Here is a 12,871-nt window from a genome sequence, read left to right on the forward strand (position 1 = left end):
CCTGAAGGTGAGTATGTCCGAAATTCAAAATTCCCCCCCTGTTTCCCCCATGAAGCTGTCCGGCCTGGAGCCTGTCAGCATTGGCGCGGACTCCCTGTTCGTCAACATCGGCGAGCGCACCAACGTCACCGGCTCCAAGGCCTTCGCCCGCATGATTCTGAACGGCGAATACGAACAGGCGCTGGCCGTGGCGCGCCAGCAGGTCGAAAACGGCGCGCAAATCATAGACATCAATATGGACGAGGCCATGTTGGACAGCCAGGCCGCCATGGTGCGCTTTTTGAACCTGATTGCCGGCGAGCCCGACATTGCCCGCGTGCCCATCATGATTGACAGCTCCAAGTGGAGCGTGATCGAGGCCGGCCTGCGCTGCATCCAGGGCAAGGGCATTGTCAATTCCATCTCCATGAAGGAGGGCGTGGAGCCCTTCAAGCACCAGGCCAAGCTGCTCAAGCGCTATGGCGCGGCCGCCGTGGTGATGGCTTTCGACGAAAAAGGCCAGGCCGACACCTATCAGCGCAAGATTGAAATCTGCGAGCGCGCCTACCGCGTGCTGGTCGATGAGGTCGGCTTTGCGCCCGAAGACATCATCTTCGACCCCAACATCTTCGCCATTGCCACCGGCATCGAGGAGCACAACAACTACGCGGTGGACTTCATCAACGCCACGCGCTGGATCAAGGCCAACCTGCCCGGCGCCAAGGTCTCGGGCGGCGTGTCTAACGTGAGCTTTTCCTTTCGCGGCAACGATCCGGTGCGCGAAGCGATTCACACGGTGTTTCTCTATCACGCGATCAAGGCCGGCATGGACATGGGCATCGTCAATGCCGGCATGGTCGGCGTTTATGACGACCTGGAGCCGACCTTGCGCGAGCGCGTGGAAGACGTGGTGCTGAACCGCCGGCCCGATGCCGGCGAGCGCCTGGTCGAGGTCGCCGAAACGGCGAAAAGCGGCGCCAGGGATGACAGTAAGAAGTACGAATGGCGCACCCTGCCGATTCGCGCCCGGCTGTCGCACGCGCTGGTGCATGGCCTGAACGAATTCATCGTGCAAGACACCGAGGAAGTCTGGCAGGCCATCAAGGCCGAGGGCGGCCGGCCCCTGCACGTCATCGAAGGCCCGCTGATGGACGGCATGAACGTGGTCGGCGACCTGTTCGGCCAGGGCAAGATGTTCTTGCCCCAGGTGGTGAAAAGCGCCCGCGTGATGAAGCAGGCGGTGGCGCATCTGCTGCCCTACATCGAGGCCGAAAAACTGCTGCTGCAAGCCGCCGGCGGCGACGTCAAGACCAAGGGCAAGATCATCATCGCCACCGTCAAGGGCGACGTGCACGACATCGGCAAAAACATCGTCACCGTGGTGCTTCAGTGCAACAACTTTGAAGTCGTCAACATGGGCGTGATGGTGCCCTGCCACGAGATTCTGGCGCTGGCCAAGGCCGAGGGCGCCGACATCGTCGGCCTGTCCGGCCTGATCACGCCCAGTCTGGAAGAGATGCAGTATGTGGCCGCCGAAATGCAGAAGGACGACCATTTCCGCCTCAAGAATATTCCGCTGATGATTGGCGGCGCCACCACCAGCCGGGTCCACACGGCGGTGAAGATTTCGCCGCATTACGAAGGCCCGGTGGTGTATGTGCCCGACGCTTCCCGCAGCGTCAGCGTGGCGCAGGGCCTGCTGAGTGACCAGGCGGCGAAATACATCGAGGAAATCAAGGCCGACTACGAGAAGGTGCGCATACAGCACGCCAACAAGAAGCAGACGCCGATGTGGCCTTTGGCCAAGGCGCGCGCCAACGCCACGGCGATGGACTGGGCCAGCTACCAGCCGCCCAGCCCGAAGTTCATTGGCCGGCGCGTGTTCAAGAATTTCGATCTGGCCGAACTGGCGCAGTACATCGACTGGGGTCCGTTTTTCCAGACCTGGGATTTGGCCGGGCCCTTCCCGGCCATACTGACCGACGAGGTGGTGGGCGTTGAAGCCACGCGGGTCTATGCCGACGCGCAGCAGATGCTCAAGCGCCTGATCGAAGGGCGCTGGCTGACGGCCAACGGCGTGATGGGCTTGTACCCGGCCAACAGTGTCGGCGACGACATCGAGATCTATACCGACGAAAGCCGCAGCGAAGTGGCGATGACCTGGCACGGCCTGCGTCAGCAGAGCGAGAAAACGGCGGTCGATGGCGTGATGCGTCCCAGCCGCTGTCTGGCCGATTTCGTCGCGCCCAAGCAACTGACTCCTGAATTGATAGCTGCTCGCGCTAGTGGCGTAAGCGCTGCAGGCCAAAATGACTCAAAAATTGCCGATTACATCGGGGTCTTTGCCGTCACCGCGGGCCTGGGCGCCGAAAAGAAGGAAAAGCAATTCCTGGACGACAACGACGACTACTCGTCCATCATGTTCAAGTCGCTGGCCGACCGCCTGGCCGAGGCCTTTGCCGAGGCCATGCACCAGCGCGTGCGCAAGGATTTGTGGGGCTATGTGCCGGCCGAGTCGCTCGATAAAGACGCCCTGATCGCCGAAAAATACCAGGGCATACGCCCGGCGCCCGGCTATCCGGCCTGTCCCGACCACAGCGTGAAGAAAGCCATGTTCGAGCTGCTGCAGGCCGACGAGATCGGCATGGCGCTGACGACAAGTCTGGCCATGACGCCAGCAGCCAGCGTCAGCGGCTTTTACCTGAGCCATCCGCAAAGCACCTATTTCAGCGTGGGCAAGATTGGTGAGGACCAGTTGCAAGACCTGGCGCAGCGACGCCAGGAGAAGGTCGAAGATTTGAGCCGGCTGCTGGCGCCAAATCTGTAATCGCGGCGGGGTTTTACGGGGGCCTGTTACCGACCTTGACGCTTGTCTGCATCGTGTTTACATAAAGACACGCAAGAGCCATCTGGTTTGTGTACCTTTGGGCCGTGTCGGGCGTTCAGGGTAAAGAGCGAAAGAGTCGCAGGCTTGGCTGGCATCGCGCCACACGCTGACCGCCAATCGCTAGCTTTGAATCAGACCTGTTTTCCAAGAAAGGGAACCCCATGAATACCTCTGTTGACAACCTGCCGCCGGGCCAGCAGTCCGCCTCGTCCGGCACCAAACCCCTGTGGGCCGCCGTTGGCATCCTCGGTGTCGCGGTGCTTGGCATGGGCGGCACCCTGATCTACAACCAGCGCGCGCCGGCGCCGCCCACCACGGTGGCGGCGGTGACTGCGCCCCAGGTCGTGACCGCACCGCCGCAAATCACGGCCGCGCCGCAGCCGGCCCTCAGTCCGGCCGATGACATGATTGAAAAACCGGTGGCGGCGCCCGCCAAACCGGCACCAGCGCCAGCGTCGGTCAAGAAAGTCGTCAAGCCGGTGCACAAACCGACGCCGGCACCCAGCTATTCCGAGGCTTCGCCTGCACCGTCCTATTCAGCACCGGCGCCAGTGGTGGCGGCGGCACCCGTGTGTGCCGTCTGCGGTGCGGTCGAATCGGTGACGCCGGTGGAACGCTCCAGCAAAGCGCCCGGCCCCGGTATGGGGGCGGTCGCGGGCGGCGTGCTGGGCGCGGTGCTGGGCAACCAGGTCGGCCATGGTGGCGGTCGCACGGCGGCCACCATTTTGGGCGCGGTGGGCGGTGGTTTTGCCGGCAATGCGATTGAAGGCAAGATGCGCAAGGAAACCGTGTACCAGGTGGGTGTGCGCATGGAAGACGGCTCACACCGCATGCTGGAGCTGGCCCAGGCACCCGGCGTCGGTAGCCGCGTCACCGTGAACGGCGCCAGCCTGCGCACCAGCGATGGCGTGAGTTACGGCCCGAAACCGGCGCCGACGCCGACTCAGGTGAACAGCCAACCCGCGCTGGCGCCCGAATACCAGGGCCGTTAAGCGAGCCGGTACTCGCTGCTGGGCGCTTGGCGCCCGGAAGGTGTCGTAGCGCCCAAGCCCGTGGCGCCAGCCTCGCTGCGGCCGGCTCCCAGGCCGGGGCGTGGCTACTCTTTTGACATATGATGCCGCACAAACAAAGGGGCCGGGCAAGGCCGCTATGCGCGCAAGGCAAAACATGTTCAGACTGATACTCACGCTCTTCGGTGGCGACCTGCTTGTCAGGCGCTGGAAAATCTTCATGCTCTTGGGGCTGCTGACGTTGCTGGTCGGCGTCGTCGTGCTGGCCGATCTGGTGGACGGCGTCGCTGATATCGCCAGCTGGGTGTTTGGCCTCATGTTGCTGCTGCAAGGCCTGATCGAGCTGGTGGTTGGCGCCACGCATGAACGGGCGCGCCGGCGCTTTGAAATGCTGCGGGGACTGGCCATGGTGGTGGTGGCTTGTCTGCTGCTGGATTTTCCATGGGACAACGCCATTGCCACCGGGCTGCTGTTTGCCTGCGCCTTTATTTTCAATGGCCTGTTGCGCATTGTTGCCAGCCTGTTGGTTCGCTATCCCAACTGGCGCAGCTCCCACTTGCTAGGCTGGGGCTATCTGCTCATGGCCGTGCTGCTATTGAGCGACTGGCCGTTGCCGGCCAGCATGAATGTGTCTTTTTGCACCGGCCTGGCGCTGATGACGGCCGGCTTTGTGCTGATGCGCGGCGCCTGGCGGCTGCAGCGCCTGCCGCCGGGCTCAAGACTGGCGGCTATCGAGCTGTATAAAAAGCGGCGTGAACCGGCGCTGGCGGCACCCGTGCCAGTTGCCGCACCCCGGAGCCGATTGCAAGGGGATGTCATGGTGGTTCATGCCTGGACCGCCGTGGACGAGAGCCTGGACCGTGTCCCCCTGCCGCTGATTGACCGCTACATCGTCTCGCTGTCGCGCGAGGGCGGGGTATCGACCGGCCACATGGCGCTGGAGTGCGGCCCCGACCTGTACATCAGCCATCATCCGAAAAATCCCTTGACCATCACCCAGCAGAACTTGCTCCATCAGGTGCGCGCCACTGGCAACAACGACCAGCCCGGCAAGTGGATGCCGGCGTATGCGCCAGAGGCCGCAGCCACGCGTCCGTCCAGTGTTCGCATCCGCTTTCGCCGCTTTAACCGCGACTATTTGCAGGCCTTCTGGGACGGCTACCGCCAGGATGCCACTTACAACCTGACCCATCGCAACTGCTCGGTGGTGGTGACCGAAGCCGTGGACGCGGCGGTGGAAGGCCTTTTTTCCCACAAACCTTTCTGGCCCGCCCTGCTGCGCCTGGCCCTTCACCCCGACATGTGGCTGGCGAGCAGCGTCAGGGTGCGGGCGGAATCCATGGCCTGGACGCCCGGGCTGGCCATGGACTATGTGTGCGCCATCCGGCGCCTCACGCATCTGAAGGTGGACGCCGGGCGGCCCTGGTGGCGCCTGTGGCGAACGCGCGCCCGTATCGGCGCAGCAGACAAGGCCTGACGGCCAGGGCGCGGTCCAGGCCCATCACTGGCTGGTCTTGAGCGCCCGCCGGTATTGCACGGCCTTGGCCACATGCGCGCTCTGTACCGCCTGGGCTCCGGCCAGGTCGGCAATCGTGCGTGCCACTTTCAGGCAGCGGTGAATGCCCCGGCCGGACCAGCCCAGCCGGGTGGCCGCGGTGTTGAGAAATTTTGCCGCCGCCGCATCCAGCTGGCATTGCAGATCAATCGCCTGGCCTTGCAGCGCCTGTGCACTAAAGACAAGCTCATCCATGGACTCCCGTTTAAATGCATCAAAGTTGTGCGTGGGTGCTGTGCCAACCTGGTGCGTCAGCTGTTTTTCTGACGCTAGGTTAACGCGCCGGTCATTGAAAGGCCAGCGCTGCGTCCATGGCGGTAAAACAAGGCTGGCACGCTCCATGCTTAGGAGGTTGTATTCCCTTCAACCATCCCGGAGCCCCTCATGAAGCTTATTCCCGTTGCAGCTGTCTTGGTTTTGTCCGGTTCGGCTTTTGCGCAGACTGCGCCCGCTGTCGCAGAGCCTGCCGCGTCACCGCTGTCCTTCAATATCTCCCTGGTCAGCAACTACAAGTTTCGCGGCCAGGATCAGGACCAGTCCAAGACCCGGGCCCTCAAACCGGCCTTGCAGGGCGGCGTGGACTATGCGTTCGAGAACGGGTTTTATGTTGGCAACTGGAATTCCACGGTCAACTGGGCCAAGTATTTGCCCTCAAAGCCTAGCAATAGCGTTGAAATAGACCTTTACGGCGGCTATAAATTCAAGGCCGGCGCGCTGGACATGGATGTGGGCGCCCTGACTTACTACTATCCGGGCGCCAGCGGCGCCAACACCACCGAGCTCTATCTGGGCGCGGCCTACGGGCCGGTCAGCGCCAAGTACTCGCATACGGTTTCCAAAGGCTATTTCGGCATCGGCAAGGAATTTCTGGACGGCCAGGGACGCGGCACCGGCTATTTGAACCTGGCCTTCGCCCAGGAAGTGATGCCCAAGCTCACGCTGAAGGCGTCTCTGGGCTTTACCAGTTTCAAGAGCGCGGTCAGAAGTGCCGGTCTGCCTAACTACATGGACTACAGCGTGGGTGGCAGTTATGACCTGGGCAGCGGATTGGCGCTGTCGGGCGCGGTGGTTGGCGCCGACAAAAAATCCAGCTATCTCTTTCCCGCTGCCGTGGACAGCAGCGGCAAGTCCATCAACAAGAGCACGCTGGTCGTGATGCTGACCAAAACCCTGTAATCCGGCGGGAGCGGCCCCGAGGTGGCCGCTTTTGCTCCTATCCATCCTGGAGGAACCCTGAAATGAAACTCGTCACCGCCATCATCAAACCGTTCAAGCTCGATGAAGTGCGCGAAGCACTCTCCAGCATGGGCGTGCAAGGCATCACTGTTACCGAGGTCAAGGGCTTCGGGCGTCAAAAAGGCCACACCGAGCTGTATCGCGGCGCGGAGTATGTGGTTGATTTCTTGCCCAAGGTCAAGGTGGAAGCGGCCGTGTCCGATGAACTGGTCGATCGCGTGATTGAAGCCATTGAGACCTCGGCACGTACCGGCAAGATCGGCGACGGCAAGGTTTTTGTCTATGACCTGGAGCAGGTGGTGCGCATACGCACAGGCGAAACCGGCAAGGAAGCCCTCTAGGCTTCAACCCAAAAAAATACACGGAGAGCATCACCATGAAAAAATTGTTTGCCACCCTGCTGCTGGGTTTGAGTTTGCTGGGTAGCGGCGCCGCCGTGCTGGCGCAGGCACCGACCGAAACCCCGGCCGCCATGAGCGCCGCATCGGCGCCGGCTGAAACCAAATCCGCGGTGGCGGCGTCCGCTGCGGCGGTGCCGGCCACGCCTGTCGCAGCGGCTAGCGCCGCAGCAGCGACTCCCGTTCCCAACAAGGGCGACACCGCCTGGATGATGGTTTCCACCATTTTGGTGATTCTGATGGTGGTGCCGGGTCTGGCGCTGTTCTACGGTGGACTGGTACGCAGCAAGAACATGCTGTCGGTGCTGATGCAGATCATGGTGACCTTCTCGTTGATCGTCGTGCTGTGGTTCATCTACGGCTACAGCCTGGCTTTCACCGAGGGCAATGCCTTTTTCGGCGGCTTTGATCGCTTGTTCATGAAGGGCATCTGGGACAACGCCGCGGGCACCTTCGCTAACGGCGCCACCTTCAGCAAGGGCGTCGTCATTCCTGAGATCGTGTTCGCCGCCTTCCAGGCCACTTTTGCCGGCATTACCTGTTCGCTGATCGTGGGAGCTTTCGCCGAACGCATCAAGTTCTCGGCCGTGCTGCTCTTCATGGTGCTCTGGTTCACCTTCAGCTACGCCCCGGTGGCGCATATGGTCTGGTTCTGGATGGGCCCTGACGCCTACACCGGCAAGGAAGTGGTCGACGCCATGAATGGCAAGGCTGGTTATATCTGGCAGTCTGGCGCGCTGGACTTTGCCGGCGGCACGGTGGTTCACATCAATGCCGCCGTGGCCGGTCTGGTCGGCGCTTTCATGGTGGGCAAGCGTATCGGTTACGGCAAGGAAGCCATGGCGCCACACAGCCTGACGCTGACCATGGTGGGCGCGTCGCTGTTGTGGGTGGGCTGGTTTGGTTTCAACGCCGGCTCGGCGCTGGAAGCCAATGGCTTTGCCGCTCTGGCCTTCATCAACACCCTGGGCGCCACGGCGGCGGCCGTGCTGGCCTGGTGCACCGGTGAGGCACTGATGAAGGGCAAGGCCTCCATGCTGGGCGCGGCTTCCGGCGCGGTTGCCGGCCTGGTCGCCATCACACCTGCTGCCGGCAACGTCGGCATAGGCGGCGGCCTGGTGATCGGTTTGGTCGCCGGTTTTGCCTGTCTCTGGGGCGTGCACGGCCTGAAAAAACTGCTGGGCGCCGACGATTCGCTGGATGTGTTCGGCGTGCATGGCGTTGGCGGTATTCTGGGCGCGCTGCTGACCGGCGTGTTCAATTCCCCCAGCCTGGGCGGCCCCGGCTATGTGGCCGACTGGGTCACGGCCACCGGCGTGACTGCTGCCGACTATTCGATCGTCTCGCAAGTCTGGATTCAGGCCAAGGCCGTGCTGATCACGGTGGTCTGGTCAGGCGTGGTGTCCTTCATCGCCTACAAGGTGGTTGACCTGACGATTGGCCTGCGCGTGAGCGAAGAAGACGAACGCGAAGGCCTGGACATTACCTCGCACGGCGAGACTGCCTACAACCGCTGAGAGTGACATGACCGGGCTGCGCCGAAAGCAGTTCCCGGTTTGACGGGAGTTTTCCTTGAATATTCAGCCTGCTGGTTGCGAAGCCAGCGGGCTGTTTTTTTTGCCGCTTCAGGCCACGCACCGGGCAAGGGCTTGCCTTCTCTGGCAGCTTGTATATTTGATGCTGTTAGCGCGTATTCCCCCCATTTATTCAGCCCTGTGATGCACGGTATTGCTCGCACGGAACAACTAAAAAAGAGAGTCGCCACCATGGCTGCGCCGGAAAAAAGGCCTTCATTTTTCTTCTGGCTCAAGCGGGCCATGCTGTTGTCGCTATTGCTGTTGTTGGTCCTTGCCGGGCTGTTACTCGTCCAGGAGATGCGCACGTCGAGTTACCAGGCCAGGGTTTTTTCCGCTCTGGCCGGCAAGGCCAGCTACGCCCTGGCGGCGGGGCCGAGTTCGTCCATCCGCTTCCCGCCTTCGGCACCCTATGACGATCGTCTCGGTTATGCCGCCTTGCCGGTGTTTTTCGGCAAGCTCCAGAGCCGGAATTTCGAAATCGTCAAACAGGCGCGGATTTCCAGCGACATGGCGCAGATCGTGGATGCCGGCTACTTCGCCCCCTATCCTGAAAAAACCCAGGGCGGCCTGAACATTCTGGACTGCCACAACGACAGCCTGTTCCAGGAGCGCTATCCGAAGCGGATTTACCAGCGCTTTGACGATATCGCACCGATTCTGGTGCAAAGCCTGTTGTTCATCGAGAACCGTGAGCTGCTCGATCCGCGCTATCCGAAACGCAATCCGGCGGTGGAGTGGGACCGGCTGGCCAATGCGGTGCTGATCAAGGCCAGAAGCGCCATCACCGGCGACAGCCGCTCGCCCGGCGGCAGCACGCTGGCGACGCAGATCGAAAAATACCGCCATTCGTCCGAGGGCCGCACCTCATCGATCCAGGAAAAGCTGCAGCAAATGGTGTCGGCCTCCTTGCGCGCCTATCAGCAGGGCGAGGACACCAGCGCGGTGCGGCGCCAGATCGTGCTGAGCTATATCAACACCATGCCGCTGTCGGCCAAGGCCGGCTTTGGCGAGGTGCACGGCCTGGGCGATGGCTTGTGGGTCTGGTACGGGCGCGACTTTAACGAAGTCAAGCGCATCCTGAGCCAGGCGGATGTGCAGAATGACGCCGCCAACGATGGCGCCGCGTTTCGCGAGCAGGCGCTGCTGTACAAGCAGTCGCTCAGCCTGCTGATTTCACAGCGCCGTCCTTCCTATTATTTCGACGCCGATGAAGCCGAGCTGGAGCAACTGACCGACAGCCATTTGCGTCTGTTGGGCAGTGCCGGCGTGATCACCCCCGAGTTGCGCGATGCGGCGCTACAAGCCAAGCTGAAGCGGCGCGCCAGCCGGGTGCCTGTGGAGGCGGTTTCATTTGTCTCCCAGAAGGCGGCCAATGCGGTGCGCACACATCTGGCCGGCCTGCTTGGCGGCGGCCGTCTGTACGACCTGGATCGTCTGGATCTCAGCGTGGCCAGCACGCTGGATGCGCCGGTGCAGGCGGCGGTGACCGAGCTGCTGCGACAGCTGCGCGATCCGGCGCATGCCAAGGCGGCCGGACTGTCGGCCAGGCAGTTGCTGGAGCGCGGTGACCCGGCCAAGGTGGTGTACAGCTTCACGCTGTATGAGCGCGGGCCCCAGGCCAATGCGCTGCGGGTGCAAACCGACAACTTTGACCAGCCGCTCAATATCAACGAAGGCACCAAGCTCGATCTGGGCTCGACCGCCAAACTGCGCACGCTGGTGAGCTACCTCGACATCATGGCCAAGCTGCATGAGCGCCTGTCGCTGCTGGACAGCACCCAGTTGCGCGCGCTGGAGGTCGATCGCAAAGACACCCTGACGCGCTGGGCGATTGATTACTTCCTGAGGGCCAAAGACAAGGGCCTGGCCCCGCTGCTGGACGCGGCGCTGGAGCGGCGCTATTCGGCCAGCACGGCGGAAGGATTTTTTACCGGCGGCGGCTTGCACCACTTTGACAACTTCAACCGCGAGGACGATGGCCGCGTGATGTCGGTGCGCGACGGTCTGCGTAATTCGGTCAATCTGGTGTTCATACGGCTGATGCGCGATGTCGTGCATCACTATATGTTTCTGACCCCGGGCTCCTCGGCCAAGCTGCTGCAAGATGCCGATGATCCGCGCCGCGCCGCCTACCTGGCGCGCTTTGCTGATCGCGAGGGGCAGGTCTTCATGCGCCGCTTCCTGGTCAAATACCAGGGCAAAACGGCGGCCGAGGCGCAGGAGTTGCTGCTGCAGAACCGGCGTCCGAACGCCTCACGGCTGGCGGCCATTCACAGAACCATTGAGCCGGACGCGTCGCTGGAGCAGTTCGCCGCTTTTGTGAACGAGCATCTGCCGGACGGACTGGATGTGGAGCCGTCCAGGCTGGCCAAGCTCTACACGCAATACGCGCCGGAGACGATGTCGCTGGCCGATAGGGGCTATCTGGCGGGCGTGCATCCGCTGGAGTTGTGGCTGGTCGGCTATCTGCGCCACCATGCTGGGGCCAGCCAGACGCAAGTGATGCAGGCCAGCAGCGAGCAGCGGCAGGCGGTCTATGCCTGGCTGTTTTCCACCCATCGCAAACAGGCGCAGGACAAACGGATTCTGGGCCTGCTCGAAGGCGAAGGTTTTCTGGAAATTCACCGGCAATGGGCGCGCATGGGCTATCCCTTCGATTCGCTGGTGCCGTCTTATGCGACCGCGCTGGGCGCCTCGGCCGACCGTCCCGCCGCGCTGGCGGAACTGATGGGGATTCTCGTCAACGATGGTCTGCGCAAACCCAGCACACGCATCAGCTCGTTGCACTTCGCCACCGCCACGCCTTATGAAACCCTGTTGCACTATCAGCCCGGCAAGGCCGAACAGGTGTTGGCGCCCGAAGTGGCGCAAGCGGTGCGTGGCGCCATGCGGCTGGTCGTGGAGGAGGGTACCGCCAAGCGCTTGAAGCAGACCTTTGTCCGGCCTGACGGCAGCAGCATGGCGGTCGGCGGCAAGACCGGTACCGGCGATCAGCGCTTTGACACCTATGGCGCGGGCGGACGGCTGATCGAGTCGCGCGTGGTGAACCGCTCGGCGACTTTTGTCTTCAACATCGACGAGCGCTTCTTTGGCACCATCATTGCCTACGTGCCGGGCGCGCAGGCCGCCGGCTACGACTTCACCAGCGGCCTGCCGGTGCAATTGCTCAAGGTGCTGGCGCCCACGTTGATGCCGCTGATCAATGCGGGCGCTGGCGCTGCGGCCCAGCCCGGCGCCTGCCTGAATTGAATCCAACAGAAAGCCCAAGTCCATGAGCTGGAAAACCGTTACCAATGAGCCCAATGAACTGGGCGAATCCCCGTTCTGGCACCCGGATGAGCAGCGCCTTTATTGGGTGGATATTCCGGCCCGGCAGTTGCTGCGTGCCCACGCGCATGGCGGCGCGGTAGAAAGCTGGGCCATGCCCAGCGAGCCGGGCTGCATCGCGCCGGCCCGCAGCCAGGGCCAAGCCGGCGGCCTGGTGATCGCCTTGCGTGACGGCATTTACCGCGCCCGCCAATGGGGCGGCGCGCTGGAGCTGCTGGCGCCAGCGCAACACGATACGGCGACCTCCCGCTTCAATGACGGCAAGGCCGACCCGCTGGGGCGCTTTTGGGCCGGCACCATTTATGAGCCGCGCGATGCGCGCAAGGCGGCCCTGTATTGTTTTGACGGCAGCGGACCGTCGCCCACGCTGGAACACAAAGCTGGCGATGCCACCGTGGGCAACGGCCTGGCCTGGTCGGCCGACAGCCAGACCTTGTATTGGTCCGACACCACCGGCCATGTGATACGCGCGTGGGACTGGGATGCCGTCGGCAACCAGTTGCGGCAAGGCCGCGTGTTCTGCCAATTCCCGCTCAAGCCGCCGGGCTGGCAGCCCGGCATGCCAGGCTATGGCGGGCGGCCCGATGGCGCCGCCGTCGATGTGCAGGGCAACTATTACGTCGCCATGTTCGAGGGCGCTCGGTTGCTCAAGCTCTCGCCCGCCGGTGACTTGCTGGCCGACATTCCCGTGCCCGCCCTGTGCCCGACCATGCCCTGCTTTGGCGGTGACGACCTGAAAACCCTTTATCTCACCACGGCACGGCACGGCCGCTCTACCCTGGAGCTGCAAGCTTGGCCAGACTCCGGCTGTGTGTTTTCCATGCGCGTCGAGGTGGCCGGCCTGCCGGTCAATTTTTTCCGCGACTAAAGGGTTCCGCGAAAAAACCGAACAGTCCTTGTTC

Annotated in this window: 9 protein-coding genes; 8 read left to right on the forward strand and 1 reads right to left on the reverse strand. The window is 62.8% G+C overall.

The window, feature by feature from the left end:
* The first annotated feature begins 13 nt into the window (after nucleotides 1–13).
* The 3 genes from metH (at nucleotide 14) to BM160_RS05630 (ending at nucleotide 5,353) form a co-directional block, all read left to right on the forward strand.
* A complete protein-coding gene (gene metH / locus BM160_RS05620; RefSeq protein ID WP_092001831.1) occupies nucleotides 14–2,806 on the forward strand; it encodes a methionine synthase in 2,793 nt (930 codons plus the stop codon).
* A gap of 221 nt (nucleotides 2,807–3,027) precedes the next feature.
* Nucleotides 3,028–3,858, forward strand: coding sequence for an outer membrane lipoprotein (locus tag BM160_RS05625; protein WP_092001834.1), 831 nt, complete (start codon nucleotides 3,028–3,030; stop codon nucleotides 3,856–3,858).
* 175 nt (nucleotides 3,859–4,033) lie between these two features.
* Nucleotides 4,034–5,353: an HdeD family acid-resistance protein gene (locus BM160_RS05630; RefSeq protein WP_177218923.1), complete on the forward strand. Its 1,320-nt coding sequence runs from the start codon at nucleotides 4,034–4,036 to the stop codon at nucleotides 5,351–5,353.
* Nucleotides 5,354–5,377: 24 nt separating this feature from the next.
* On the opposite strand, the gene BM160_RS22900 is transcribed toward BM160_RS05630, so the two are convergent.
* On the reverse strand, nucleotides 5,378–5,773 hold the full coding sequence (locus BM160_RS22900) for a magnesium chelatase subunit ChlI family protein (protein WP_255368659.1): 396 nt from the start codon (nucleotides 5,771–5,773) through the stop codon (nucleotides 5,378–5,380).
* A gap of 42 nt (nucleotides 5,774–5,815) precedes the next feature.
* Between BM160_RS22900 and BM160_RS05640 the strand changes: the two genes are divergently transcribed.
* The 5 genes from BM160_RS05640 to BM160_RS05660 all read left to right on the forward strand — a co-directional run bounded on the left by BM160_RS05640 (nucleotide 5,816) and on the right by BM160_RS05660 (nucleotide 12,837).
* The gene (locus BM160_RS05640; RefSeq protein ID WP_092001839.1) at nucleotides 5,816–6,607 is read left to right on the forward strand and encodes a TorF family putative porin; all 792 of its coding nucleotides are present in this window, start codon (nucleotides 5,816–5,818) and stop codon (nucleotides 6,605–6,607) included.
* A gap of 62 nt (nucleotides 6,608–6,669) precedes the next feature.
* The gene (gene glnK / locus BM160_RS05645) at nucleotides 6,670–7,008 is read left to right on the forward strand and encodes a P-II family nitrogen regulator (RefSeq protein WP_092001842.1); all 339 of its coding nucleotides are present in this window, start codon (nucleotides 6,670–6,672) and stop codon (nucleotides 7,006–7,008) included.
* 35 nt (nucleotides 7,009–7,043) lie between these two features.
* Nucleotides 7,044–8,582, forward strand: a complete 1,539-nt coding sequence (locus BM160_RS05650; RefSeq protein ID WP_092001845.1) for an ammonium transporter — start codon at nucleotides 7,044–7,046, stop codon at nucleotides 8,580–8,582.
* A gap of 249 nt (nucleotides 8,583–8,831) precedes the next feature.
* Nucleotides 8,832–11,891 (forward strand): transglycosylase domain-containing protein, encoded by a 3,060-nt coding sequence (locus BM160_RS05655; protein WP_092001847.1) that lies wholly within the window; start codon nucleotides 8,832–8,834, stop codon nucleotides 11,889–11,891.
* Between the two features lie 22 nt (nucleotides 11,892–11,913).
* A complete protein-coding gene (locus tag BM160_RS05660) occupies nucleotides 11,914–12,837 on the forward strand; it encodes an SMP-30/gluconolactonase/LRE family protein (RefSeq protein ID WP_092001850.1) in 924 nt (307 codons plus the stop codon).
* Nucleotides 12,838–12,871 lie beyond the last annotated feature (34 nt).

This window comes from Polaromonas sp. OV174 (assembly GCF_900112285.1).
Lineage (GTDB): Bacteria > Pseudomonadota > Gammaproteobacteria > Burkholderiales > Burkholderiaceae_C > Polaromonas.